Raw genomic sequence first — 25,013 nt, 5'->3', positions numbered from 1 at the left:
CTCGGCTTGGCACATGCCCGTTTGGCAGGGGGCCACTCGCAAAGTGGGGCGGGTCACAGGGTCGCCGGGCCCGGCGTCAGCGCGTTCCGGAGCCTTGCCCGCCCTGGGGCCACTGCCGACGCGGTACCTCTCGCAAGGGATGCAGCTCGTCGTCGCTCGCGGCGTGCGAGTTCTGCTGGGCCACCCGGGTGCCGAACTCGATGTGCGAGCGCACCGCACCCAGGAACGGCTCGTCGTCGGGCAGTCCCGCCTCCCGCAACGACTACAGGTAGAGCGCGGCGAACCGCTCCCGCTGCTCGTCGGTGATCTTCAGATTCCGGTGTACGTCGATGAGGTGCCCGAAGCCGAGCTCGCGCGTGAACCGGTCGGGGCCGCCGAAGGACTCGGCCGTGAACCACGTCAGGCGGTCGACGTGGTGCGGACGGCGCCGCGGGAAGAGGGTGCGCAGTACGGGGTCGGCGAGAGAATTCGTATAGAAGATCTCCTCCAGCCGGTGGAGGGCTTCCTCTCCGCCGGCGTGCTCGTAGAGGCTCGCTCGGGGCGGGCCGCCTGCGCTGCCCTCGCGGTCCTTGCCGTCCTTGCCGTCCTTGCCGTTGACGCGCAGCTCAACTCCCGTGTCGGGCTGGTTGGTTGGATTTCATCTCCTGACCAACCAACCCAGGGAGGAGCTCGGGGCTCGGGGCCTGGGGCTCGGAGCTTGAGCTCCGGGGTGAAGTGCAGAAATGTCCCGCGTGGGGCCCGTAAATGGCCTTCGGTGGCGGGATTTTATTGAGAACGGGTGGCGTACGCGAGGAAGGCAGACCAGGCGGACGCCGGGAGGGCCAGGCGAGGGCCGGTCTCCGGGGGGAGCTTGGAGTCGCGTACGTGGATGGCGGTGGGGCAGGGGGCTATCTCCAGGCAGGCGCCGCCTTCGTCATCGCTGTACGTTGACTTGCGCCAGTCGAGGGCGACTTCGACGCAGGCATCCCCTTCAGGGCCGCTATAGCTGGACTTGAACCACTGCAGCTCGTCACTCACAGCTCATCCGCCATCCGCTCGATAACGCGAGCCGAGTCCTCGGCCCCGAGGGCCTCCATACGGATCACGCCAAGCCGCTCCGTGTACGCACTCACCACCTCGGCATCGGAAGTGAGCTGACTCACCGATGAGCCGTCCGCGTATGCGAATCGTTCACGATCACGCATTTCCATCAGGCTCAGCTGTCCCATGAGCCCGGAGGAGACTGCCCGTTCGTGGGGGCAGGACTTGGATCGAGACGTTGTTTCGGCGCCCCAGCTCCAGCAGATGAACCAGCAACGTCGAGGTCTACGCGCTGCGGCTCAGCGAAGGGCCGGAGAAGACACGGCGTGCGGCGCGGGCCGAGGTGGTGCCCACCGTCCTGTTCACCGGGGGCCTCCTCTGGTGGGGCGTCGACCTGGTCAGCGATAGCTGCGCCCCGCCCGCGCGGGTGGCGCAGGCAGGGCGGGTGGCGCAGGCAGGGCGAGTGACGCAGGCAGCGCAGGCGGCGTGGACGGCAGGGCCTGAGCGGACGGTGGTGCGGCCCGCGGCCCAGGACGGGGTCGGTTACTGCACCGACCGCAGGCCCAGTGGACCGGCGATCTCCTCGGCCATGACCTTGCCTGCTGCTTCGGCGAGGGCGTCGTCGGCCAGGTCCTCGTCCGTGTCCAGGCCGTCGAGGTCTTCGAGGGGCTGGTTCAGGCGGACGTGGGCCACCAGGGACTGGAGGGCACGGAGGGTGGCCGAGGCCGTGGAGCCCCAGTTGGAGAAGTACGAGAACTGCCACCACCACAGGGCCTCGGTCGTGCGGCCCGCGCGGTAGTGGGCCAGGCCGTGGGAGAGGTCCGCGACGACGTCCGCGAGGTCGTCGGAGATGCGGGCCGCCACCGGGGCCTTGCGCGGTTCGTACGGGTCGAAGACCTCGGAGTAGACGTCCACCGGCTCCAGCATGACGGCCAGGCGTTCGCGCAGGTCGTCCACGTCGCGCTCCGGGCCGAGGTCCGGTTCGTAGCGCTCGTCGGGGACGATGTCCTCGTGCGCGCCCAGGCGGCCGCCGGCGAGGAGGAGCTGGGAGACCTCCAGGAGGAGGAAGGGCACGGCCGAGTCCGGCTCGTCGCCCTTCGCGACCTCCGTCACCGCCACGATGAAGCTCTCGATCTGGTCCGAGATCTGCACCGCGAAGGAGTCCGGGTCCTGGGCGGAGGCATGCAGCAGGACGGCTGGCTCGGGGGCCGGGACCGCGGCCGGGGTGATGGCCGTGGCCGGAGTTTCTGCCGGATTCGTGGACTTCTCTTGCTGGTTCTCAGACATCTAGGAGTCGTCTCCCCTCGAAGGCGCGGCCCAGGGTGACCTCGTCCGCGTATTCCAGATCTCCCCCGACAGGGAGCCCGCTGGCCAGGCGGGTGACCTTCAGGCCCATGGGCTTGATCATCCGTGCGAGGTACGTCGCCGTCGCCTCGCCCTCCAGGTTCGGGTCCGTGGCCAGAATCAGCTCGGTGACCGTGCCGTCCGCCAGGCGCGCGAGGAGTTCTCGTATGCGCAGGTCGTCCGGGCCGACCCCTTCGATCGGGCTGATCGCTCCGCCCAGTACGTGGTACTTCCCCCGGAACTCGCGCGTACGCTCGATCGCCACGACATCCTTCGGCTCCTCGACCACGCAGATGACGCTGAGGTCGCGGCGCGGGTCGCGGCAGATGTTGCAGAGCTCTTCCTGCGCGACGTTCCCGCAGGTCGCGCAGAAGCGGACCTTGTCCTTCACCTCGAGGAGGGCGTGGGCGAGGCGGCGTACGTCCGTCGGCTCCGTCTGCAGGATGTGGAAGGCGATCCGCTGCGCGCTCTTGGGACCGACGCCGGGCAGCCTGCCCAACTCGTCGATGAGGTCCTGAACCACGCCTTCGTACACGGGGTGCCTTTCCCTTTCCTGTTCCTGGTCTTGCCGAGTATGGAGCTTTGATACGTACGGTAGTTGGCCGGTGGCCCTCTTAGAAGGGAAGGCCCGGGATGCCTCCGCCGCCCAGGCCCTGCGCCAGCGGGCCCAGCTTCTGCTGCTGGAGCGTCTGCGCGTTCTCGTTCGCCGCCTGGACCGCCGCGACGACCAGGTCCGCGAGGGTCTCGGTGTCCTCCGGATCGACCGCCTTGGGGTCGATCACCAGGCCGCGCAGCTCACCGGAACCGGTGACCGTGGCCTTGACGAGGCCGCCGCCCGCCTGGCCTTCGACCTCCGTGCGCGCCAGTTCCTCCTGCGCGGTCGCGAGGTCCTGCTGCATCTTCTGGGCCTGCTGGAGCAGCTGCTGCATGTTGGGCTGGCCACCACCGGGGATCACGATCAGCTCCTGTTTTCGTCGGTCTGTCGGCGGGTCTGCTGGTGGGTCCGGCAACGCCTTTTCCACCTGGAATGAGCCTACGTGGTCGAGGGGGCCCTCGCCCCAGCACTCTTTCGAGTGAGACCGGCCGCCCTCCTATACCTGATCAAGAACCTCTTCCGGGCGGAAATCCCGTGAAAACGGGCTCATGGCCACCCATTGGGCGGTAGGACTGGGGCTGCGCATGCGCATGAGCAGATGACATCAGTCGCGTCAGCACCAGAAGTGGCATCAGTACCAACTGTCACAGTGCGAGCACGGTACGGAACCGCCGCAGGTGACAGTCAGGGATCTCGTAGAGGTAAGAGGGAGTGCCGGGTGAGCCAGCCGGAGATGCAGCCCGAGGGGGTGCCCCAGGAGGGGCAGGGTGCCGGGGCGGGTGCGCACCAGGGCGGTCCTGGAGGTGTTCCCGGGGGTGCTCCCGGTGGGATCTCCGGGGGTGGGGACGGCTCCCGGGCCGGGGATCTGACGGGGCGGGCCTTTCCCCTCGGCGACTGGGGCGAGCCCGCCCAGCGGCTCGACGAGCTGTACCGGTGGGTGGAGCGGGGAGCGCTCAACACCGCGGAGTGGTACCTGTCCGACCGGGCGTGGAAGCGGCGCGGGGCGCGGCTCGCGCGGGTGGGGGCGGCGGCGGGGGCCGTGGGCGCGGGGGTGCTTCCGCTGCTCGATCTGGCGGGGGCGGTGGCGGGTGTCGCCACCTGGGGGTTCGTCTCGTTGCTCGCGGGTGCGGCGTGCGTGGCGTGCGACCGGTTCTTCGGGCTCACGTCCGGGTGGATGCGGGACGTGGCCACCGCGCAGGCCGTGCAGCGGCGGCTTCAGGTGCTGCAGTTCGACTGGGCGTCGGAGAGCGTGCGGGAGGTTCTCGGGCCCACCGAGGGGACCGCCAGTGAGGCTGCCGAGCGATGTCTGGGGGTGCTGCGGCGGTTCTCGGAGGATGTGACGGAGCTTGTGCGGGCCGAGACCGCGGACTGGATGGTGGAGTTCCGGTCGGGGCCCGCGCCGTTGGCCATGCAGGCGGTGGTGCCCGCCTCCCGGGGGGAGGCGGGCGCCGCTCCCGTCCGGGCCGCCTTGCCGCCGGGGGCGCGCCCGAACATGCCTCGGCAGCGTCCGCCCGAGCCGCGGTGAGGGGCTCGGGCGGATTCACCTGCGGGGTGGGGGTCCCTGCGGGGTGAGGGTCCCTGCGGGGTGGGGGTCCCTGCGGGGTGAGGGTCCCTGCGGGGTGAGGGTCCCTGCGGGGTGGGGGTCCCTGCGGGGCTCTCCCCGATCCCACCCCGTGCCGAGAGACCGGGGCTCCGCCCCAGGGGCCGGTGACTAGCTGTAGATGATCATTGAGCCCTGGGCCAGGCTCCGGGTCGTTGCCGCGTGCAGGCCCAGCCATACGTGGCGTTCCCTCGCGAACGGACTGTCGTCCGGTGGGGCCGGGGCCGCCGGTTCCTCCAGGGAGGTGGGGGCCTCGGGCGGGGTCGGCGGGCGAGGCGGGTTGGCCGCGTCGATGCCGATGGACGGGGCCACGAACTCCAGCTCCCGGAGCAGCGCCTGGGCCGAGCCCAACGGGCCGCCCCCGGAGAGGAGTTCGTCGTTCGAGAGGGGCGCGGGGAAGTCCACCGGGACGTACGCGCCCGCGTGGTCGTAGTGCCAGACCAGATGCGACTGCTGGGCCGTCGCGTCGAACATCTCCAGCAACTGCTCGTAGTCCCCGCCCAGTTCGTCCACCGGCGTGACCTCGAGGCCGCAGACCTGGAGGAGGTACGCCCGGCGCAGGAAATGCAGCGCGTCGTAGTCGAAGCCCGCGACCGGGGCCACGTCCCCGGAGAGGCCCGGCATGTAGGCGAAGACGGGAACGGGCGGCAGACCGGCCTCGTGCAACGCCTTGTCGTACGTCGCGATCTCCTCCGCGAAGGGATTGTCGGGGCTGTGGCACAGCACGTCGACGAGCGGGACCAGCCACAGGTCACAGGCCAAGGGTGCTCCTCAGGTCAGATCGAGTAGGTCGGTCATACGCGGACGGCATATCGGACGTCGGACGTTCCTGGCGTGCAGGCAGCGTAGTCCGGGCGGACGCCCCTAGCTCCCCTCGTGCAGATCCCAGATCCACACCCCGTCTACCCACTTTGCGGGCCGGTCAAGGAGTTCCTCCACCGTCTCCCGCAGTTCGGCGTCGTGCTCCTGCGGCGCGAGGACCAGGACGCCCGCCTTCCAGTACGCCAGATCCTCGCGCGCCGCCCTGCGCCACGCGTCCGTGATCTGCGGGGCGCGGCCCGCCGAGCGGACGTCCCGCAGGAGGTTGGAGGTGTTGCGGGGCGACGCGCCGTAGATGCCGATGCGGTCGGGGCCCCACGGCCCGTTGAAGTAGCCGCCGGGCAGGCTGAAACCCAGGCCGGCGGTGGTCTGCCAGTGCAGCGCCTCCGCACCCGCCGGGTCCGGCAGCGGTACCGGTACGAGGGTCTCGCCCTCCCCCACGTACTTCCGCCACGTCCCGTCGGCGATGAACTCCGGGGGCCGCGCCCGCTCCACCGCCTTCAGCGGCGCCGGCACGATCGGCAGCAGCGCGAGGGCGACCGCGGCCACGCCCGCGTAACGCGCGGCCGTCATGGGGCGCGCGGAGGTGAGGAGATCGGCCAGCGCGAGCGCCACCAGCATGCCGAGCGCCGGGGCGCACACCATGGCCACCCGCGACTCGATGACCGACTCGAAGAGGGGTGCGTGCGCGAGGGGTGCCCAGGGTCCCGGCAGCACGACGTCCGTCAGCGGGATGCGGAACCTCGGGCCGAGGGAGAGGACGGCCGCCGCGAGGACCGTGCAGGCCAGCGCCTTCACCACCGTCCGCTCCCAGAGGCGTACGACGATCGCGAAGGTCAGCGCGACCAGGGGCCAGCCGTAGAACGCGTTCTGCTCGGTCGGGTTCTGGGAGAGGGCGGACGCCGTCTCCTCGTTGCCCGCCAGGGAGCGTTCCGCGAAGGAGATGAGCGCCAGCGGGCTGTTGCCCGCGTTGTCGCCGTGCAGCACGCTCGTGTAGCTCTGCGGCCCGAAGAACTGCCAGTAGAGCGGGAAGGCGACCAGCGGCAGGGTCACCGCCACCGCCACCCCGAGGCCGCGCGCCAAGGGGCGGAACGTTTCCCTCGCCACGTCACGGCGGACCACGCCGTACGCCGCGGCGAAGAGCAGCATGCCCACCGCCGCGAGCAGCAGCGGCTCCTCGCCGAGGAAGATCTGGTACGTCGTGAAGAGCCCGAGGACGACCCCGTCCCGCAGGACCCGGGCGCCCTCGCAGAGCCGCAGCGCCCTGTCGATGATCAGCGGGATCATGAACAGGACCATGAAGTTCGGGTGCGCGTGCGCGTGACTGATCATCGGCGGCGCGAAGGCCGCCAGTGCCGCGCCGACGGCTGCCGCGCCCCGGTGGCGTACGAGCCGCCTGCGGATCAGCCAGTACCAGGCGACGGCGGTCACGGCCAGGCCGAGCGTCATCGCCGCGTTGAGGGCGACCGCCGGGCCGAAGAGCCAGGTCACGGGGGCGAAGGGGACGGAGAGGCCGAGCATGACCGTGTTGGCCATGAGGTTCACGCCGTCGGGTTGGTTCTGAAGGGTCGTGAAGAGGGGGTTGTGGAGGTGGCGGACGTTGTCCGCCGTCACCGCGAAGAACCACTCCCACTGGTTCTGGTCCTGCAGGGAGTCGGGGAGATAGCGGGCGCCGGGCGCGACCCAGCGGCCCGAGTAGAGGGTGACCGCCATCGCCAGGAAGAGCGCCACCACGAGCAGGTCCTTCGGGCGGACCGTACGGACCTTGAGCGAGGTCAGCTCGGCGAGGACCTTCACGTAGTCGAACGGGCGGACCTTGGAGCCCTCCTGGTGCGCCCAGCGCACCGGCACCTCGGCGACCGGCCAGCCGGAGCGGCGGAAGTACTGCAGTATCTCGACGTCTATGCCCCAGCCGCGCAGCCGGGACGCGGCGAAGGCCTCGCGGGCACGGTCGCCGTCGAAGAGCTTGAAGCCGCACTGGGTGTCGCGGACTCCGGGGACGGCGACCGTTCGTATCAGGAAATTGCCGGTACGGCCCAGGAGTTCGCGCAGCCGGTGCTGGTGGGCCTCGATCGTGGCGTCGGCGCCCGCGCGGGAGCCGATCGCGGCCGCGTGGCCGTCGGTGAGCGCCTTGTCGAGGCACTCCAGCTCCTCGATGGGCGTGGCCAGATCGGCGTCGGTGATCAGGACGCGGTCGCCGCGCGAGGCGAGGACGCCGAGGCGCAGGGCGTGGCCCTTGCCGCGGTTGCGGCCGGAGTGGATGAGCCGGACGCGGGGGTCGGCGGCCTCGGCGTCGGCCGCAATGTCGAGGGTGCCGTCGGTGGAGCCGTCGTCCACGACGATCAGCTCCCACCGGGTGCTGCGGTCGCCTCCCTCGGAACCGTCCTCCAGGTACGCCCGGATCGCGGCGAGCGTGGGGGCCAGGCGCCGCTCCTCGTTGTAGGCGGGGACGACGACGGTCAGATCCACGCTCATGCAGCGGCCAGCCGCTCGATGAGGGCGAGTGAGTGGGCGTTGTACTCGTCGATGATCGCGTGCGCGGTCCGCGGGTCGCGGTGCGCGAGGGCGTCGACGAGCTCGGTGTGCCGGGCCCACAGGGTGCCGCGCAGGTCGCCGTCGCCTTGTTCGACGGCGCGGCGCAGATAGGTGACGGCGCAGACCCAGGACTGGACGCGGATGCGGTGCAGGAAGTCCGAGAGGTAGGGGTTGCCGAAGAGGGCGCTGAGCTCGCGCCAGAAGCGCAGGTCGTAGCCGATGAGGACGTTCAGGTCGCCCGCGCAGGCGGCGCGCGCCGCTTCCTCGCCACGGCGGCGTACGGAGATCAGCGCGGCGGTCGTCTCCTTCTGGCTCTTGGGTCCCAGCGGGGTGCCGTTCTTCGCGAGGTCGCGGAAGATTCCGTCGGCGACCAGGCCGCGGGCCTCCAGCATGCCGCGGTAGTCGGCCAGGGAGTGCTCGTGGACGCGGTAGCCGCGGTGCTGGTCGGCGTCCAGGAGGCCCTGCGCGGCGAGGTTCACCAGGGCCTCGCGGACCGGGGTCGCGGAGACGCCGTACTGCTCGGCGATCTCCTTGACCGTGAACTCCTGCCCCGGCTCCAGACGGCCGCCGAGGATCTCGTCGCGCAGCGCGTCGGCGATCTGCTGGCGCAGAGTGCTGCGGATGACGGCGGAGCCGTCGGTGCCGGGCATCTGGGTTCCCTCGCGGAGTGGTCTTGGTGGTCGTCGTTCGCTTACGAGCACGTCAGACTACGCGGTCGGGGTTCCCGGGGGCCGGGGCGCTTTCGCGTGCGGCGCCACCCGTGCCCTGTGCCGCCGCTTCGCGGCGGATCTTTCCCGCCCACCCAGCCGATGAGTGCGCGGGTGAGGGAGATCCTCCGCGAAGCGGCGGTCAGGGTCCCGTGCGGACGGGCGCAGACCCTCCGGGGTCAGGACACGTGTTCGTCCGCCACGCTCAGCGCGGCGTCCAGCGCCGCGAGGCCCTCCTTGGCCTCCGTGTCCGTGATGTTGCACGGGGGGACCACGTGGGTGCGGTTCATGTTGATGAAGGGCCACAGGCCCTGCTTCTTCGCGGCGGCGCCGAACGCTGCCATCGGGGCGTTCGCCTCGCCCGTGGCGTTGTACGGGACGAGGGGCTCGCGGGTCTCCTTGTCCTTGACCAGGTCGAGGGCCCAGAACATGCCGAGGCCACGGACCTCGCCGACGCTCGGGTGCCGCTCGGCGAGCTCCGCGAGGGCGGGGGCGATGATCTCCGTCCCGACGCGGGCCGCGTTCTCGACGACGCCTTCGTCCTCCATGACGTTGATCGTCGCGACGGCGGCGGCGCAGGCCAGGGGGTGCCCGGAGTACGTGAGACCGCCCGGGTAGGGCCTGCGGGCGAACGTCTCGGCGATGGCGCCGGAAATCGCGACGCCGCCGAGCGGTACGTAACCGGAGTTCACGCCCTTGGCGAAGGTGAGCAGGTCGGGCACGATCCCGCCGTCGAAGTGATCGGCGGCGAACCACTTGCCCGTGCGGCCGAAGCCCGCCATCACCTCGTCGAGGACGAGGACGATGCCGTGGCGGTCGCAGATCTCGCGTACGCCCTTGAGGTAGCCCGGCGGCGGCGTCATGATGCCGGCCGTGCCCGGGACGGTCTCGAGGATGATCGCCGCGATCGTCTGCGGGCCCTCGAAGGCGATGGTGTCCTCGAGGTGCTGGAGGGCGCGCTCGCACTCCTGCTGCTCGTTCTCGGCGTAGAAGGGGCTGCGGTAGAGGAACGGCGCCCAGAAGTGGACGACGCCCGACGTGCCGTTGTCGGAGGCCCAGCGACGGGGGTCGCCGGTGAGGTTGATCGCGGTGGAGGTGCCGCCGTGGTACGAGCGGTAGGCGGAGAGGACCTTGGGGCGGCCGGTGTGCAGACGCGCCATGCGGGTCGCGTTCTCCACGGCCTCGGCGCCGCCGTTGGTGAAGAAGATCTTGTCGAGGTCGCCGGGGGTCCGCTCGGCGATGAGGCGTGCGGCCTCGGAGCGGGCCTCCACGGCGAAGGCGGGGGCGAAGGTCGTCATCTCCGCCGCCTGCTTCTGGATGGCGGCGACGACCTTGGGGTGCTGGTATCCGATGTTGGTGAAGACGAGGCCGCTGGTGAAGTCGAGGTAGCGGTTGCCGTCGTAGTCCCAGAAGTACGAGCCCTCGGCGCCGGCTACGGCGAGGGGGTCGATCAGCTCCTGTGCGGACCAGGAGTGGAACACGTGCGCGCGGTCCGCTGCCTTCACGGCGGCGCCGACCTTGGGGTTCGGGTTCGGCTGAGGGGTCATGTGGGCGAGGGTAAATGTCCACGATGCGGATGGGACATGGGCGCTGTGTTTCGCGGGGGTCGGGGGGACTGGACAGTGTGTCTGGCCTCTGGTGGCCGCAGCGCCATCACCGGCTTCGCCGAGTGCGTCTCGCACGCCGGACGGGCTGGAACCCCCGGACGGGCTGAAACCCCCGGGCGGGCTGAAACGCAGCTCCTCAGTCGTCCGCGTCCGCCACCACCCTCGCCCGCGGCTCCCCCCTCTCCCCGCAGCGGATCTCGTACGGCAGGTCGTCCCGGTCCTCGTCGTCGTCGCTCGGTTCCGCCTCCAGGCGGGTCACCGCGGCCGGGCCCCGTTCCACGTCGTCGTCGATGTGGAAGCCGTCCGCCGGGCTCCATGAGACGAGGTACACCGTGCCGTCGGTCCGGCACTCGACCGTCGCCGTGCCGCCCGTGAAACGCAGGGTCGACCGGTCGGAGGCCGCTTTCGTGGGGGCGCTCGGTGTGGCCGAGGCGGGGGCAGGCCGGGGTGAGGCCGAGGTCGCCGCCAGCGCCCTCTCCACCGCGCCCTCGTCCAGTGGACGGCTGTGTGCCGCGCCCCCGCTGTCCGAAGTGGCCAACTGCCAGGCGCCGAGCGCCCCGGCGGCCGTACCCACCGCCACCCATGCCGCGGTCACCACCGCGCTCCGCCACTTCCTCATCCGGCCACTGTGCCGCACAGTTTCCTAACGCCCGGTTAAGAGCTGCCCAAAGCACCTGACTACGGTGGATGTATGGCCCATCTTCTCGTCGTGGAGGACGATCCGCAGCTGCGCGGTGCCCTGGTGCGGGCGCTGCGCGACAAAGGGCACGCCGTGGCCACCGCGCCCAGCGGCATGGCGGGCCTGGACGCGGCGGTCACCCACCGCCCCGACCTCGTCGTGCTCGACCTGGGGCTGCCGGACGTGGACGGCGGGCAGGTGCTGCGCATGCTCCGCGCCGTCAGCGACGTCCCCGTGATCGTCGCGACCGCGCGTGACGACGAACCGGAGATGGTGGCGATCCTCGAGGACGGTGCCGACGACTACATCGTCAAGCCGTTCGGCGCCGCCCAGTTGGACGCCCGCGTCAAGGCCGTCCTGCGGCGGCTCGGCGCTGCCGACGCGGCGGAGGAGCCACTGCGGGTCGGGGGCCTTGCCATCGACCCGTCCTCCCGCGAAGTCACCCTGGACGAACGCGCCTTGGACCTGACCCCGCGTGAGTTCGACCTCCTCGCCTACCTCGCGCACCGCCCGGGCCAGGTGATCTCCCGCCGCGAACTTCTCGCCGAGGTGTGGCAACAGCCCCTGGGCGGCGCCGACAAGACGGTCGACGTCCACCTCTCCTGGCTCCGCAGAAAACTGGGCGAGACGGCTCAGGCCCCCCGCTACCTCCACACGGTCCGCACGGTGGGCGTGAAGCTGACCCCGCCGGAGGCGTCCGACGGCGCGGCTCCCGCGGCTCCCCCCGCCCAAGGCCCCGGGGCCCGCTGATGCGGCGCAGGCTCCTCCTCCTCACCGCCGCCACCACCGCCCTCGTGCTCACCGCCCTGCTCGTACCCCTCACCCTGCTCACCCGCACCCACGCCGCCGACCGCACCACCGCCGAGGCCACCGCTCGCGCCCAGTGGGTGGCGCATGCGCTCGGGCCCGCTCTGGCCGGTCCCGATGAGCGCGAGACCGCCGAGCAGACCGTGGAGAGCGTCAACACCCAGGATCTGCCGACCACTTCGATCGTGCTCGGCGACGGCACCGTCATCGGGCCAGGGCCGCGCGGCCACGTCTCGGACGCCGTCCGCCTGGCCCGCACCGGCCGTGCCTTCACCTACGAGCCCTCCACCGGTGGCCGTCAGGTCCTCGTTCCCGTCCAGGGCGCGACGGGCGGCACCGCGGTCGTGCAGGTCACGGTGACCGAGCGGCAGTTGTACGCGGGCACCATGACGTCCTGGCTCGTGCTCGCCGGGATCGGGGTCGGCCTCGTGCTCATCGGGCTGCTCCTCGCCGACCGGCTGGGGGCCCGGCTGGTCGGCGCCACCCGCCGCCTGGCCGGCACCGCGGACCGTCTCGCCGCCGGCGATCTCACCGCACGCGCCACACCCGAAGGCCCGCCCGAGCTGCGCCTGGTCGCGGGCGAGCTGAACCGCCTCGCCACCCGCATCGACGAACTCCTCGCCGCCGAGCGCGAGAACGCCGCCGACCTCGCCCACCGCCTGCGCACCCCCGTCGCCGCCCTGCGCCTGGACGCCGAGTCCCTCCTCGCCCGGAGCGACTCCGAGGAGGCGCACCGCATCGCCGCGGACGTCGCCGCCCTGGAGCACAGCGTCGACGACGTGATCCGCAAGGCCCGCAGGGCCTTCCGGGACACCCCGTACGCGGACCTGGCGGCCGTGGCCCGCGAACGTGCCACGTTCTGGCTGCCGTTGGCCGAGGACCAGGGGCGCACGACCGAGATCGCGGCAGGGGAGGACGCGCGTCCCGTCCCCGTGCCCGAGGACGACCTGGCCGCCGCGATCGACGCCCTCATCGGCAACGTCCTGGACCACACCCCCCAGGGCACCCCGTTCCACATCACCGTCCGCACCGGCCCGGCGGGCGGCGCCGAACTCATCGTCGCCGACGAGGGCCCCGGCCTCCCGCCCACTTACGCGGCCGAACGCGGCTCCAGCGGCGGCGGCTCCACCGGCCTCGGCCTGGACATCGCGCGCCGGACGGCCGAGGACGCGGGCGGCGCCTTCGGCATCGCGTCGGACGCCACCCGCGGCACCCGCGTGACCCTCACCTTCCCGAAGGCGCCCCCGCGGCCCGTGGAAACGCGACCCGGACGGCCCGGGCCCAGCGGTTGACGCCCAACTCGGGGCGCAGCGCGGCGAACCCGCCGCAGTACTTCGTGAACTCCGCGGCCCGCACCCCGTACCGGTGCAGGACCCGATCCGCCTCCGTCAGATGGCCCTGCGTCTTGGTCTCCACCAGGACGAGCCCGGAGTCCGCCGCCACCGACCGCCCGGTGGCCACGTCCCGCACCACCAGACCGGCATCGCACGTGATCCGCTGGCCGTCGGCCACGAAGGTCGCCCGCTGGTACTCGGTGACAAGGGCCGTGGTCAGCCCGCCGGGCGCCTCGATCCCGTACGACCCGCTCAGCACTCCCGCCAGGAATCCCTGCCGCTCGGCGTCGAGCACGCGGTCGTCGCCCTGAAGGCGTTGGCGGTGCTTGACCGTCTCGCCGCGGCCGCTCTTCAGCTTGATCTCGAACTGCCGCTCGCCGCTGTCCTGGTAGACCCGCTCCCGGATGCGGTAGCGCAGCCGTCTGCCCTGCCGGTGGTGGTGGTAGGTGAGGAGATCGGGGGTGTCGTAGTACGTCGAGTGGTAGCTGAACCAGCGCTTCCCGCCGATGCTCAGGGCCCGGAACGGGCCCGATGCGCGGCGCGGGTCCGTGAGCAGCGCGGCCAGGTCGTCGAAGATCTCGACCGGCACGAGGTAGCTGTTGTCGTAGCGGGCGAGCAGTTCGGCCCGCGCGTTGACCTCGTCGAGCGAGATGGGGTGCGCGGCGAGCGCGGCCCGTCCGATGGCGCGTACGGCGGGGTTCACACGGTCTCCTTCTGGTGGGGGACGGCAGGCGTGCGGGACCGGGTCGTGCGGCGTCGTGGTGCTGTACGTACGAACTCCCCGGCCCGCTCGGAAGGTTCCGGTTGCCGGAAACGGACTTCCAGAACCATCAGGTCCCGTACGTAGTCGACCTCCCGGACGTTCCAGCCGAGCGGCTGCCCGAGGCGCCGCGCCAGCTCGGCGCGGAGCGCGGTCTCCTCGCGGTACACGGCGTCCAGGGTGACGACCGCGCGCCGGTCGGCGGCGAAGAGGCGGGGGTGGTCGGCGCCGTACATCACCAGGAGCAGCACGGCCGCGAGCCCGGCGGCTACCGGCAGGTCAAGGCCCGGCAGACCGCAGAGAAGACCCAGGACGAGGGTGATGAAGTAGTACGCCACCTCCTGGTGCTGCAGCGCGTCCGAGCGGAGCCGCACGATCGACAGCACCCCGAAGAGGCCGAACCCGAGGGCGAGACCACCGTTGCCGCCGGCGCTCGCGAGGGCGGAGACGACCGCGAAGAGCGCGACGTTCAGGGCGAGGTAGGCGGGGGCCAACTCCCTTCTGCGGTGCCGCGGATAGAAGACCCCGAAGGTCAGGAGGGTCACGGCCACCAGGTCGAGGCCGAGATGGGCGGCCATCTGTCCGAGGTTCTCTGCGCTGTCCATGACCAGGACGCTAGGGACGGGCGGGTTAAGGGCGCCCCCGGTGCGGGTTAACGGGCCGGAGCCGGGGCCGGAGCCGTCTTCCGCAGGCCATTGACAGCATGCTGTCGAGATGACAGCATACTTACATCACAGCACGACGGAGCCAAGCCAACGGAGGCAGCCATGTCCCGCAAGCCCGTGCACCTCGCCGTCTACGACACGCTCGCCGACTGGGAGCCCGGATTCGCCACGGCGTTCCTCGCCCGCGCCGGGTACGAGATCCGCACCGTCGCCGCGGACGCGTCCGCCCTCGTCACCACGGCCGGCGGCGTCCGCATCAAGCCCGACGTCGCCCTCGCCGACCTGCGGCCCGAGGACAGCGCCCTGCTGATCCTGCCGGGCGCCGACCTGTGGGACGCGGGCGACGACCTCGCCCCCTTCGGCCGCGCGGCCCGCGCCTTCCTCGACGCGGACGTCCCGGTGGCCGCCATCTGCGGGGCCACCGCGGGGCTCGCCAAGGAGGGGCTGCTCGACGACCGCGCGCACACCAGCGCGGTGTCGTTCTACCTCGCGGCCACCGGCTACAAGGGCGGCGAGCGGTACGTGGACGTGGACGCCGTCACCGACGGCGGGCTGACCACGGCGGGACCGACCGAGCCCGTGGCCTTCGCGCGCGAGATCCTCGGGCGGCTCGGCGCCTTCGAGGGCGAGAAGCTCGACGCCTGGTACCGCCTGTTCCACGACTCGGACGCGTCGGCGTACGAGGTGCTCGAATCGTGAGCGGCAGCGCGGAGCGCGGGGTGCGGGAGCAGCAGGAGCTGTTCTCCCGCACCGCCCTCGGGATCTTCCGGCTCAACGGACAATTCCTCTCCGTGGCCGATGAGTTGGCGAAGCCGGGCGGGCTCACCGCCGCCTGGTGGCAGGTGCTCGGAGCCGTCCTGCGCGAGCCCCTGCCGGTCGCCGGGATCGCCCGCTCGATGGGCATCACCCGGCAGAGCGTGCAGCGCATCGCCGATCTGCTCGTGCGGCGCGGCCTCGCCGAGTACGTGCCGAACCCCGCCCACCGCCGCGCCAAGCTCCTGCGCCCCACGGACGAGGGTTTGGCCGCCGTCCGCCGGATCAGCCCCGGCCACGCGGACGTGGCCGAGCGGCTCGCGGCAGCACTCGGCGCGGAGGAATTCGCCGAGACCGTACGGGTATTGGAGCGGCTTTCCGAAGTCCTCGCCGAGAAGGTCCTTCCCGCCATGGAAGGAAATGCGGCGGCGGATACGGAACAACCCGTTACGGAGCCGTAGCAGGCAGTCCGCACCCCGATGTCCTGCCGCCCCACTATCCTCGATCTGTTGCACACCAACGGGGGAGGTCGGCGCGGCGATGGAGAAACTGGGGTCCGGGGATCCACAGCGAATAGGGGCCTATCGACTGCTCGCGCGACTCGGCGCGGGCGGCATGGGGCACGTCTATCTCGCGCGATCCGACCGAGGGCGGACGGTCGCGGTGAAGCTCGTGCGGGAAGAGCTCGCCGAGCAGGAGGAGTTCAGGAGCCGCTTCCGGCAGGAGGTTCTCGCGGCGCGGCGGGTCGGCGGCGCGTGGACGGCGCCGGTGCTCGACGCGGACACCGAGGCGACGATCCCCTGGCTGGCCACGGGATATGTCGCGGGTCCCTCCCTGCAGAGCGTCATCTCGCAGGACCACGGGCCCCTGCCGGAGCGGTCCGTGAAGATACTGGCGGCCGGGCTCGCCAACGCGCTCAAGGACATTCACGCGGCGGGCCTCATCCACCGCGACCTCAAGCCGTCGAACGTGCTCGTCACGATCGACGGACCGCGCGTCATCGACTTCGGCATCGCCCGTGCCCTCGAAACCGTGACCGAGGGCGGCCTGACCCGCACCGGCGCGCTCGTCGGTTCGCCCGGCTTCATGGCGCCCGAGCAGGTGCGGGGCGACCGGATCACCCCGGCCTGCGACGTGTTCTGCCTGGGTTCGGTCCTGGCGTACGCGGCGTCGGGCGCGCTGCCGTTCGGCACGGCCAACAGCGGTGTGCACGCGATGATGTTCCGTATCGCGCAGGAGGAACCTGACCTGCAGGGGCTGCCCGAGGAGCTGGCCGAGCTGGTCGGCGACTGCCTGCGCAAGAACCCCGCCGACCGGCCGACGCTGCGACAGCTTCTCGAACGGACGGGGGCCGAGGACACGCTCGGCGACGGCGGCCGGACCCGGGACCCGTGGCTGCCGGGTGCGCTGGTGGCCCAACTGGGCCGTCACGCCGTGCAGTTGCTGGACACGGAGAATCCGGACGAGGGCGGCGCGGAGGCGCCGTCCGCGAAGGACTCCGCGGCCAAGGACCCCGCGGCGAAGGGTTCCGGTGCGCCGGTGTCGCTCGCGCCGCCGAAGGAGCCGGCCGCGGGCGGCGGGGGCGCCGCGGCGGCCGGGGCCGGAGCCGGAGCCGGGGCTGCTGCCGGAGCCGCCGCAGCCTCCGCCTCAGCCGAGAGGAACGGCGCCGGCCCAGGGCCCGCCGCCGGTGACACACCGCCGCCGCCGGGCAGGCCCGGCGAGGCGGCCCCCTTGGACCACCTCCCCACGATGATCACCGGGCAGACACCGCCGCCCACTCCCCCGCCGGGACAGGCGTACGGCTATCCCCAGCAGCACCCCCAGGCACAGCAGCACCCCCAGCAACCGCCACCGCCCGGTTACGGCTACCCCCAGCAGGGTCCGTACGGCCCCACGCCTCCCTACGGACCCACACCTCCGTACGGCCCCCTCGTCCACCCCCAGAGCGAGCCCCCGCGCCGCAGCGGCCGCTCCACCGCCGCGCTCATCGCGGTCGCCGTCATAGTGGCCATAGGAGCGGGCGGCACGGTGTACGCGGTGATGAAGGGCGAGGGCAGCACGAAGGCGGGCGCCACGAGTTCCGACTCCCCGTCCGACAGCGCGCCCTCGACGCCGGGCACACCCTCCGAGGACGGGTCGTCGGAGCCCGACGACCCGCCCACGTCCCCGGCGTCCGAGGACAAGAACAAGGACGAGGGCACGATCCCGGACAAGTTCCTCGGCACCTGGAGCGGGTCCATCCAGAACGACCTGGGCAGCAACTCCCGTCAGCTCGTCCTCCAGCAGGGCGAGGTCGGCGACACCGTCATCTCGATCACGGCGGACGGCCCGACCGACACGGGCGGCACGTATCACTGCGTGTTCCAGGGCAAGCTGGAGTCGGCGAGCGGCAACACCCTGCGCATCGGGCCGACGGACGTGATCGTCGGACAGCCCGCGAGCTCCTGCAGGCCGGGCCAGGCGAGCACGGTGACGCTGCTCTCGAACGGCAGGCTGCACCGCGAGAACACGGGCACGGACAAGGGGCTCACGTATGACAAGGAGGGCTGAACCAGCCGCCCCGCGCGGCTAGTTGAACCCCCGGCGAACAGATCACGTCCGGACGGACAAGCACGGTCCGGCGGCCGGTGCCGCCGCCTACCGTGCCGCCCATGAACTGGTTGAGCACCGAAAACGTCATCGCCGTGCTCGCCATCCTGGTCGGCATCGCCGGCGCGTTCGTCCCCGTACTGCTCGAACGCCGCGTACCGCGCCGCAAGCGCATCGGCTACCGCAAGCAGATGGACACGGCGATAGGCGACAACGTCCGTACGGGCGACGCGAACGCGCGTCTCGGCCTCTTCGACGAGGCCCCCGAGATGTCGGACGCGACGCTCGTACTGCTGCGCGTCGAGAACGACGGCTCGCTGCCGATCGACGTGGCCGACTACACGGGCCGCTCACCGCACGGCCTGACGGCGGTCTTCGAGAACCGCATCATCCGGGCGGTGGCGGTCACGCTGCCGCCCGAGGCCGACCACCTGATGGAGCACTTCGCGCCCGGCACGGGCCTCGGCTACGAGTCCGGCAGGCTGCACATCCCGCGCGTACCGCTCAACCGAGGCGAGTACTACAAACTCCTCGTCCTGCTGACCGGCGGCCCCGTGGACAGCGGCTACACGGTCATCGGCGGCATCCAGGGCGGCGAGACGCACGAGAACCACAGCGCCGCGCCCGACGAGAAGCCGCCCGTGTTCAGCAGGCTTTCGCAGCGGGTGGCCATCGCGCTCAGCCTGGTGATCCTCGGCCTCGCGGGCCTCATCCTGCGCCCCGACGCCGAGCCGCCGCCGTCGTACTGCGAGACGGGCGACCTCACCCTGACCGGGTCGACCGCGTTCGAGCCGGTGGCCGCCGAGCTCGCCGAGAAGTACATGACGGCCTGCGAGGGCTCCGACATCGAGGTCAGCGCGCACGGCAGCCGGGGCGGCGTCAGGGAGCTGGCCGCGGCGGACACGGAGCCCGGCGATGGCTCACCTCCGGTGATCGCCTTCTCCGACGGGCCGCGCCCCGGCAGCTACACGCAGCTGAGCGAGACGCGGGTGGCGGTCTCCCTGTTCGCCGTCGTCCTGAACGACAAGGTGCCGGTCAAGAACCTCTCCACCACGGACGTACGCCGCCTGTTCACCGGCGAGATCCGCAACTGGAAGGAGCTGCGGGGCGGCCCCGACCTGCCGGTGGTCCTGGTCAGCCGGGGGTCGAGCTCCGGCACGCGGGTCACCCTCCAGCAGCGGGTCCTCAAGGGCGCCCCGGAGATCCAGGAGTCCTCGAGCGACTGCCTGACGAAGGACATCGGGCCCCGGGCCCCGGTGATCCGCTGCGAACTCGACTCCACGCAACAGGTCCTGGACACGGTCGCCGCCACCCCGGGCGCGGTCGGCTACAGCGAGCTGCGCGACACGACCACCCTCAAGGGCGTGCACCGCGTGAGTTTGGACGGCCACACCCCGTCCGTCGACCACATCCAGTCCAGCGGCTACCCGTACCGCGAGATCGAGTACGCCTACACCTACGGCAGCCCGCCCGCCGACTCCCTGGCGTCGAGCTTCCTGGCCTACGCGCTCCGCGGAAACGGCCAGGACGTGGTCCGCACCCACGGGCACCTGCCGTGCCAGACGCCCGTGGGACTGCGGATGTGCGGCGAGGACCAGTGACCGGTCTCAGCCGTGCATGAAGCCGTCTCCGTTCGACCCGGACCCACGCCGATCGCGGAGATCGGGGCGCCGGACATGGGGTCAGTCCTCGATCCGGATGGCCCGTACGCCGGTGCCTTGATAGCGACTTGGCGACCGGGTCAGCACCGGGCGGCCGCGTGGCCACTCGACCGACGGCAGCGCGAGGTGCAGTGCATGCGCCCCACCCCAGTCCGACGTGTCATGGACCCGCATCCGCTTGCCGACGGCCGCGGCCGCCGCGAAGTCCAACTCGGTGACGTCGATCGACGGAAGCGAGCCGACATGCTCCGCGACTCCGGCACGGTCACGCTCGGCGGCCGCGAGGGCCAGAGCCGGGATGTAGACCTTGAGAGCGGGGTCCTTCTCGGCCTCCACCACGAGCCGGGACGCCATCCGGTTGCCCGCTCCGAGCGCCAGCGCGGCGGAGTCATCGAAGATGACGGCGCGCGGCAGCGGGTACTTGTCCTTCCTCACTGGACCTCCCCGAGGCGCCCGGCCTCAAGGTCAGCCCAGAGTTGCCTGCCCGCCTTCTCGTCCTCTTCCGTGTAGGGCCCGCCGAGGAAGTGCTCCTCGACGTACGCCTTCGTCTCCTCGTACCGCTGCCGTAGCTCCGCCTTGGTGGGCGTGGCACCGGCCAGCTGCGCGACGAGATCACGCATGGTCATCCCGCGTTCGCGGGCCAGCTCCAGGAGGCGGTCACGGACAGCGGGGTCGACCTTCATCGTGGTGTCGGACATGAGAGAAGTATACTCACGGTATACCACCTCCGGGCGTTCGAGAGTGAGGGCCATGGCACTCCATTCCTTTTCGAAGGACCCGGCCACACGGACATGCTCCGGGAGTCTGAGACCCGCCCCGCGCTCAGGCGGTCAGCGGAACCGCTCTGCCCCGCAGGGCGGCCCTGGCCACGACTCCGCCGCGCAACGCGGCAGCGACGAACCCCGGCAGCCCAGGGGCACGCATCTCCGCGCCCTCCCCGGGCGGCTCAGGCGGAGGCGGCGCTGCGGGCAGCTTCCGCCGCAGGCGGTCAGCGAGCAGTGCGGCCGCCGAGTACACGCGCGGTGGCAGCCCTTGCGTCAGCGCGGCCCGCACCTGCGGGGTGCTCGCGCCCACGGCCCACCACTCCTCGACGAGCGGGGCGAGCCGGATCACCTCCGCCGCACCGAGAGCGAGCCGGGGCTCGTTTCGCCCGAGCGAGGCCAGCAACTGCGCTGCTGGGCCGCGCGGTTCGGGCGACGGGGAGGGAGGTTCTTTCTCCCTGGTCTTTTCTCCCGAAGGGAGAGCGCCCGACACGCTGGAGGACGCCTCGCCGGGGGCCAGGTTTCGGACTTCTTCACTTTCACTCTTCGGGGCCTCCTCGTCGTATGGAGTGTCGAACACTTCGTAGACGGTGGAGAGTTGTCCGGTCCCCGGGTCCTTCAGGACCACGCGCCGCAGATACCTGGATTCCTCCAGCTCACGGAGGGCGGCGGCGATCCGCATCCGCCCTTCCTTGCGCTGCTCGGCGAGCGACCGGACGGTGGCGCGGGCACCGCTCGGGAGACTGAGGAGGTACATCAGTACGCCTGCCCCGCACCAGGAGATGCTCCGGTCGCGGAGAAGAGCGTTGGAGAAGCTGGAGAACGAGCGCGTGGGCGTCGTACGATGAATGTGCATCGGGAGGTCTGTTCCTGGTGTCGAGCCCCCGGGTGTTACCGCACCGCGGGGGCGTTCCATGCGCGGCCGCCGCGACCGCGCTGCTGACGGCGACTCTATGGGCACGCAGAGCGACGCCCGCAAGCCAGAACCCCCTTTCTCCACCCACGAGTTCGCGTTCTTCACCCCTGAGGGTGAAGCGCGTTGCGCAGCGGCAGCGGATGCACGAAGGGATCCGTCCCGCTGGGGCGGTAGCGGCAGGTCAGCGGCCGCTCGTCGGCCACAGCGCGGTCTGCGTCGCCGTCGACGCGGACCGCATCATTGATTTATGGCCGTTCGTGGAGCGAATACCGCTCACGACATAGCCGCTGCCTCAAGGCGCCGACCCGGAATCACGCTCCTTCCGGGGCCTCGCCGGACCGTAGGTCCAGACGATCAGTTCTCGGACCATCTCCAGGACAACCTGCTGCCGCCTTGCCGAGAGGAACGGCCAGACGAGCCACGCGGGCGTGGAGAGTACGACGACAAGCAGGACGGGCAGCAGGCGCAACACCTGTGTGAGGCGCAGCATCCATTCGGCAGCGAGCACGGTGACCTTCCCGAGCTGGAAGTTCTGGGGAGAAGGCCCCTGGGGCGGTCACGTCGGCCGCGGATCACCGGAGAAACTGACACATGTCACAGTGACACTTTGCGTTCTGCTGTGTTCACTCCCGGGGGCATTTTTTTTCTTCGCCCGCGTGACCGGCTCAAGTTGTGGAGCGAGAATCCCAACGAAAGGGTGCGCTCTTCTGCCGGTGCTGAGCCAGACGCAGATCCAGGCGGCGGAGCAGCTTGACTGGTCGCTTTCAAAGCTCAACCGCATAGAGAAGGGCTCGTTCGGCGTTTCGGTGACCGACCTGCGGGCGCTGCTCCAGCAGTACGGCGTGGACGACCCGGACCAGATGGCCTCCCTCGAAGAAGCCGCCCGGGGCTCCAAGGGACGGTCCTGGTGGTCTCCTTACAGTGACGCCGTGAGTCCCGGCTTCGCGGAGTACCTGAGCTATGAGGGAGCCGCGACCTCTCTGTCCGCCTACCACCCCGTCGTGATCCCGGGGCTGTTGCAGACCGATGACTACGCCGAGGCTCTGCAGGCTCCCGACGCCTCTGCTGCAAGAGGCCGCATGCTGGTCGAGTTGCTGATGGAACGCCAAGGGCGCGTCTTCGACGACGGCGGCATCGGCCAGATCCAGTTCGTGATCGACGAGGCCGCACTACGGCGCCGGATCGGCGGAACGGAAGTGATGCGGCAGCAGTTGGATCACCTCAAGGACATGGCCGGGCACCCGAGGGTGGGGCTCCGCGTCCTGCCGTTCTCAGCCGGGGCGCACTACGCCACGCAGACGCCCTTCATCCTCCTGGGGTTCGAGGGTGACGACGATCTGGTGTACAGCGAGAGCTTCAGCGGCGGCCCCATCGCCGCGAACGACTCGATCGAGGTGCTCTCCCGCTTCCGGGAGTGCGCCGCCCAGCTGCAGGAGATGGCGTACGACGGCGACCGGACCGCTGAGCTGATCGACGAGATGGCCGGGGACTTCGACAAGCCGTAACGCAAGGGCGCCCCGGCCAGGCCGGGGCGCCCCATCGTCGTACAGCCACAGCCGTCAGACGAACGAGTTGATCTCGATCGTCTCGGTGCGGCCCGGGCCCACGCCGATCGCGGAGATCGGGGCGCCGGACATCTCCTCCAGGGCCTTCACGTAGCCCTGCGCGTTCTTCGGCAGGTCGGAGAAGGTCTGGGCCTTGGTGATGTCCTCGGACCAGCCGGGGAGGTACTCGTAGACGGGCTTCGCGTGGTGGAAGTCCGTCTGGTTGTACGGGAGTTCCTCGACGCGCTTGCCGTCGATCTCGTACGCGACGCAGACCGGGATCTGCTCCCAGCCCGTCAGGACGTCCAGCTTCGTGAGGAAGAAGTCCGTCAGGCCGTTCACGCGGGTCGCGTAGCGCGCGATCGGCGCGTCGAACCAGCCGCAGCGGCGGTCGCGGCCGGTGGTGACACCGCGCTCGCCGCCGATGCGGCGCAGGTCCTCGCCGTCCTGGTCGAAGAGCTCGGTCGGGAACGGGCCCGCGCCGACACGCGTGGTGTACGCCTTCAGGATGCCGATGACGCGGCTGATCTTCGTCGGGCCGACGCCCGTACCCGTGCAGGCGCCGCCCGCGGTCGGGTTCGAGGAGGTGACGAAGGGGTACGTGCCGTGGTCCACGTCCAGGAGGGTGCCCTGGCCGCCCTCGAAGAGGACGACCTTGTCCTCGTCGAGCGCGTTGTTGAGGATCAGGGTGGTGTCGGCGACGTACTGCTTGATGTTCTGGCCGTGCTCGAGGAGCTGCTCCACGATCTGCTCCGCCTCGATCGCGCGGCGGTTGTAGAGCTTCGTGAGGAGCTGGTTCTTGATCTCCAGGGCCGCTTCGACCTTCTGCTGCAGGATCGACTCGTCGTAGAGGTCCTGCACGCGGATGCCGGTGCGGTTGATCTTGTCGGCGTACGTCGGGCCGATGCCGCGGCCGGTCGTGCCGATCTTGCGCTTGCCGAGGAAGCGTTCCGTCACCTTGTCGACGGTCACGTTGTACGGCGTGATGATGTGCGCGTTACCGCTGATCAGCAGCTTCGACGTGTCGACGCCGCGCTCGTTCAGACCGCTCAGCTCGGAGAGCAGGACCGACGGGTCGACGACGACACCATTACCGATGACAGGCACGCAGTCCGGGGAGAGAATCCCGGAAGGGAGGAGATGCAGCGCGTACTTCTGGTCGCCTACGACGACCGTGTGGCCGGCATTGTTGCCGCCCTGGTATCGCACCACATAGTCCACGGAGCCACCGAGCAGGTCGGTGGCCTTTCCCTTGCCTTCGTCACCCCACTGAGCACCGAGCAGCACAAGTGCGGGCACAGGCGTACACCCCTTCCGGGCGGGGCATGTCCAAGGTCAGGGGCCGTAGCCGCCATATGGGTGTGCCTTGGATGCTGCCCCGGAATAGACGAAGCCCCTGGCGCAATAGCGCAAGGGGCTCTTGCACAAAGATGCTACCCGAGGACTCAGAAAAGGGGCGCACGTTGTCGGCTCGCGACCAGCTGCTAGTCGTCATCGACCCGGTCGCCCGGCGCACGGACGGTGAGTCGGTAAGGATCGCGAAGGATGTCCTCGGCGCGGGCGCGTCCATTCGCGTCTGCCTGCCCGAAGGCCCCGATGACTTCGCGAAAGCCCTGGCCAGGAGGGGTGCGCGACGCCCTGTGGTGATCGGTGACGACCGTGCTCTGGCGCGGGCGGTGGGGGTCCTGCACCGCGAGCGGGAGCTCGCCCGGTGCGCACTCTCCGTAGTTCCCGTGGGTGCGTCGCAGACGCTCACGCGGGCGCTCGGAGTGCCCGCCGGGGCGGTCGCGGCGGCCCGGGCGGTGCTCGAAGGGGCCGAGCGGCGGCTGGATCTGCTCGTCGACGACCGGGACGGCGTGGTCCTCGGGGAGCTGCGGATCCCGCCGGTCGCCGCCTCGGCCACCGGGGGCATATCGATGGACGGCCACCCGTGGCTGCGGACCTGCCAGTCCTTCGTGCGCACCCTCGCCGCGCGGCCCTCGCGGGTCGCCTCGGCGCCGGGGCCCGCTCCGGCGCGGCTGCGGGTGGAGGCCGACGGGGTGGTCGTGGTGGACCTGGACCAGCCTGTCGAGGGGGTCGCGGTGAACCCCGCCGAGGACGGCTTCGCCGAGGTGGAGGTGCGCCCCTCGTCGGTGGGCGCCGAGGCGTCGCCGCTGCGGGTGCGGGCCCGGACGGTGACGGTGTCCGGCGCGGACTTCCGCTACCGGGCGGACGCGGTGGTGGGGGGTCCCGTGCGCACGCGTACGTGGTCGGTGCGGGCCAGTGCCTGGGGCCTGACCCTGCCGCGTTGAGCGCCGCGCGCCCCCGGTGGCCTGCT

At 71.1% G+C, this 25,013-nt stretch carries 28 protein-coding genes; 9 read left to right on the top strand and 19 right to left on the bottom strand.

The genetic code is table 11. The features are described from left to right. Positions 1 to 76: 76 nt before the first annotated feature. The 7 genes from ACWD02_RS28000 to ACWD02_RS27970 form a co-directional block, all read right to left on the bottom strand. On the bottom strand, positions 77 to 259 hold the full coding sequence (locus ACWD02_RS28000) for a hypothetical protein (protein ID WP_451215178.1): 183 nt from the start codon (positions 257 to 259) through the stop codon (positions 77 to 79). Between the two features lie 3 nt (positions 260 to 262). Continuing rightward, positions 263 to 604: a globin domain-containing protein gene (locus ACWD02_RS27995; protein ID WP_451215343.1), complete on the bottom strand. Its 342-nt coding sequence runs from the start codon at positions 602 to 604 to the stop codon at positions 263 to 265. A gap of 161 nt (positions 605 to 765) precedes the next feature. Further along, the gene (locus ACWD02_RS27990; protein WP_451215177.1) at positions 766 to 1,017 is read right to left on the bottom strand and encodes a DUF397 domain-containing protein; all 252 of its coding nucleotides are present in this window, start codon (positions 1,015 to 1,017) and stop codon (positions 766 to 768) included. Then, positions 1,014 to 1,286 carry a Scr1 family TA system antitoxin-like transcriptional regulator gene (locus ACWD02_RS27985; RefSeq protein ID WP_451215341.1) on the bottom strand — a complete coding sequence of 91 codons (273 nt, stop codon included), beginning with the start codon at positions 1,284 to 1,286 and terminating at the stop codon, positions 1,014 to 1,016. The genes ACWD02_RS27990 and ACWD02_RS27985 overlap by 4 nt, the downstream gene beginning before the upstream one ends. A gap of 277 nt (positions 1,287 to 1,563) precedes the next feature. Next, the gene (locus ACWD02_RS27980; RefSeq protein WP_451215176.1) at positions 1,564 to 2,307 is read right to left on the bottom strand and encodes a DUF5063 domain-containing protein; all 744 of its coding nucleotides are present in this window, start codon (positions 2,305 to 2,307) and stop codon (positions 1,564 to 1,566) included. After that, positions 2,300 to 2,899: a recombination mediator RecR gene (gene recR / locus ACWD02_RS27975; RefSeq protein WP_125514107.1), complete on the bottom strand. Its 600-nt coding sequence runs from the start codon at positions 2,897 to 2,899 to the stop codon at positions 2,300 to 2,302. Before recR ends, ACWD02_RS27980 begins: the two co-directional genes overlap by 8 nt. 79 nt (positions 2,900 to 2,978) lie before the next feature. Next, complete coding sequence (locus ACWD02_RS27970) at positions 2,979 to 3,320, bottom strand: YbaB/EbfC family nucleoid-associated protein (protein ID WP_125514106.1); 342 nt, start codon at positions 3,318 to 3,320, stop codon at positions 2,979 to 2,981. Between the two features lie 357 nt (positions 3,321 to 3,677). On the opposite strand from ACWD02_RS27970, the gene ACWD02_RS27965 reads away from it, so the two are divergent. Next, positions 3,678 to 4,484 (top strand): SLATT domain-containing protein, encoded by an 807-nt coding sequence (locus ACWD02_RS27965; protein WP_451215175.1) that lies wholly within the window; start codon positions 3,678 to 3,680, stop codon positions 4,482 to 4,484. A gap of 186 nt (positions 4,485 to 4,670) precedes the next feature. Here the strand turns inward: ACWD02_RS27965 and ACWD02_RS27960 are convergent, their stop codons facing one another. The 5 genes from ACWD02_RS27960 to ACWD02_RS27940 all read right to left on the bottom strand — a co-directional run bounded on the left by ACWD02_RS27960 (position 4,671) and on the right by ACWD02_RS27940 (position 10,846). Further along, a complete protein-coding gene (locus tag ACWD02_RS27960; protein WP_451215174.1) occupies positions 4,671 to 5,321 on the bottom strand; it encodes a hypothetical protein in 651 nt (216 codons plus the stop codon). Positions 5,322 to 5,423: 102 nt separating this feature from the next. Continuing rightward, positions 5,424 to 7,853: a glycosyltransferase gene (locus ACWD02_RS27955; RefSeq protein ID WP_451215173.1), complete on the bottom strand. Its 2,430-nt coding sequence runs from the start codon at positions 7,851 to 7,853 to the stop codon at positions 5,424 to 5,426. After that, positions 7,850 to 8,563 (bottom strand): GntR family transcriptional regulator, encoded by a 714-nt coding sequence (locus ACWD02_RS27950; RefSeq protein ID WP_451215172.1) that lies wholly within the window; start codon positions 8,561 to 8,563, stop codon positions 7,850 to 7,852. Before ACWD02_RS27950 ends, ACWD02_RS27955 begins: the two co-directional genes overlap by 4 nt. A gap of 236 nt (positions 8,564 to 8,799) precedes the next feature. Next, on the bottom strand, positions 8,800 to 10,167 hold the full coding sequence (locus tag ACWD02_RS27945) for an aminotransferase class III-fold pyridoxal phosphate-dependent enzyme (protein WP_451215171.1): 1,368 nt from the start codon (positions 10,165 to 10,167) through the stop codon (positions 8,800 to 8,802). Between the two features lie 196 nt (positions 10,168 to 10,363). Next, on the bottom strand, positions 10,364 to 10,846 hold the full coding sequence (locus tag ACWD02_RS27940) for a hypothetical protein (RefSeq protein ID WP_451215170.1): 483 nt from the start codon (positions 10,844 to 10,846) through the stop codon (positions 10,364 to 10,366). Between the two features lie 72 nt (positions 10,847 to 10,918). Here ACWD02_RS27940 and ACWD02_RS27935 point away from each other — a divergent pair, with 72 nt between their 5' ends. Then, complete coding sequence (locus ACWD02_RS27935) at positions 10,919 to 11,656, top strand: response regulator transcription factor (protein WP_451215169.1); 738 nt, start codon at positions 10,919 to 10,921, stop codon at positions 11,654 to 11,656. Then, entirely contained in the window at positions 11,656 to 13,005 is a 1,350-nt protein-coding gene (locus ACWD02_RS27930; protein WP_451215168.1) for a sensor histidine kinase, read from the top strand. Before ACWD02_RS27935 ends, ACWD02_RS27930 begins: the two co-directional genes overlap by 1 nt. Here the strand turns inward: ACWD02_RS27930 and ACWD02_RS27925 are convergent. Both ACWD02_RS27925 and ACWD02_RS27920 read right to left on the bottom strand, forming a co-directional pair. Then, positions 12,938 to 13,750: a VTC domain-containing protein gene (locus ACWD02_RS27925; RefSeq protein WP_451215167.1), complete on the bottom strand. Its 813-nt coding sequence runs from the start codon at positions 13,748 to 13,750 to the stop codon at positions 12,938 to 12,940. The genes ACWD02_RS27930 and ACWD02_RS27925 overlap by 68 nt on opposite strands. Next, entirely contained in the window at positions 13,747 to 14,412 is a 666-nt protein-coding gene (locus tag ACWD02_RS27920) for a DUF4956 domain-containing protein (RefSeq protein WP_451215166.1), read from the bottom strand. The genes ACWD02_RS27925 and ACWD02_RS27920 overlap by 4 nt, the downstream gene beginning before the upstream one ends. A 162-nt stretch (positions 14,413 to 14,574) precedes the next feature. On the opposite strand from ACWD02_RS27920, the gene ACWD02_RS27915 reads away from it, so the two are divergent. The 4 genes from ACWD02_RS27915 to ACWD02_RS27900 all read left to right on the top strand — a co-directional run bounded on the left by ACWD02_RS27915 (position 14,575) and on the right by ACWD02_RS27900 (position 19,415). After that, a complete protein-coding gene (locus ACWD02_RS27915; protein WP_451215165.1) occupies positions 14,575 to 15,171 on the top strand; it encodes a DJ-1/PfpI family protein in 597 nt (198 codons plus the stop codon). After that, entirely contained in the window at positions 15,168 to 15,686 is a 519-nt protein-coding gene (locus ACWD02_RS27910) for a MarR family winged helix-turn-helix transcriptional regulator (protein ID WP_451215164.1), read from the top strand. Before ACWD02_RS27915 ends, ACWD02_RS27910 begins: the two co-directional genes overlap by 4 nt. A 79-nt stretch (positions 15,687 to 15,765) precedes the next feature. After that, positions 15,766 to 17,775: a serine/threonine-protein kinase gene (locus tag ACWD02_RS27905; RefSeq protein ID WP_451215163.1), complete on the top strand. Its 2,010-nt coding sequence runs from the start codon at positions 15,766 to 15,768 to the stop codon at positions 17,773 to 17,775. A 101-nt stretch (positions 17,776 to 17,876) separates the two neighbouring features. Further along, entirely contained in the window at positions 17,877 to 19,415 is a 1,539-nt protein-coding gene (locus ACWD02_RS27900) for a substrate-binding domain-containing protein (protein ID WP_451215162.1), read from the top strand. Positions 19,416 to 19,496: 81 nt separating this feature from the next. Here ACWD02_RS27900 and ACWD02_RS27895 read toward each other — a convergent pair whose 3' ends face one another. From ACWD02_RS27895 to ACWD02_RS27880, 4 genes are all read right to left on the bottom strand, one after another. Further along, positions 19,497 to 19,910 carry a hypothetical protein gene (locus ACWD02_RS27895; protein ID WP_451215161.1) on the bottom strand — a complete coding sequence of 138 codons (414 nt, stop codon included), beginning with the start codon at positions 19,908 to 19,910 and terminating at the stop codon, positions 19,497 to 19,499. Next, entirely contained in the window at positions 19,907 to 20,173 is a 267-nt protein-coding gene (locus ACWD02_RS27890) for a hypothetical protein (RefSeq protein WP_451215160.1), read from the bottom strand. Before ACWD02_RS27890 ends, ACWD02_RS27895 begins: the two co-directional genes overlap by 4 nt. 124 nt (positions 20,174 to 20,297) lie before the next feature. Then, complete coding sequence (locus ACWD02_RS27885) at positions 20,298 to 21,092, bottom strand: hypothetical protein (protein WP_451215159.1); 795 nt, start codon at positions 21,090 to 21,092, stop codon at positions 20,298 to 20,300. 352 nt (positions 21,093 to 21,444) lie between these two features. After that, entirely contained in the window at positions 21,445 to 21,660 is a 216-nt protein-coding gene (locus ACWD02_RS27880) for a hypothetical protein (RefSeq protein WP_451215158.1), read from the bottom strand. 205 nt (positions 21,661 to 21,865) lie between these two features. On the opposite strand from ACWD02_RS27880, the gene ACWD02_RS27875 reads away from it, so the two are divergent. Next, positions 21,866 to 22,657, top strand: a complete 792-nt coding sequence (locus ACWD02_RS27875; RefSeq protein ID WP_451215157.1) for a helix-turn-helix domain-containing protein — start codon at positions 21,866 to 21,868, stop codon at positions 22,655 to 22,657. Positions 22,658 to 22,711: 54 nt separating this feature from the next. Here ACWD02_RS27875 and ACWD02_RS27870 read toward each other — a convergent pair whose 3' ends face one another. Further along, the gene (locus ACWD02_RS27870; protein ID WP_451215156.1) at positions 22,712 to 23,995 is read right to left on the bottom strand and encodes an adenylosuccinate synthase; all 1,284 of its coding nucleotides are present in this window, start codon (positions 23,993 to 23,995) and stop codon (positions 22,712 to 22,714) included. A gap of 131 nt (positions 23,996 to 24,126) precedes the next feature. Between ACWD02_RS27870 and ACWD02_RS27865 the strand changes: the two genes are divergently transcribed. After that, positions 24,127 to 24,987, top strand: coding sequence for a diacylglycerol kinase family protein (locus ACWD02_RS27865; RefSeq protein ID WP_451215155.1), 861 nt, complete (start codon positions 24,127 to 24,129; stop codon positions 24,985 to 24,987). Positions 24,988 to 25,013 lie beyond the last annotated feature (26 nt).

It is taken from the genome of Streptomyces sp. NPDC002853 (genome assembly GCF_053591915.1).
Note: the sequence above shows the minus strand (reverse complement) of the source record. Positions and strands in the feature narration are given on the sequence as shown.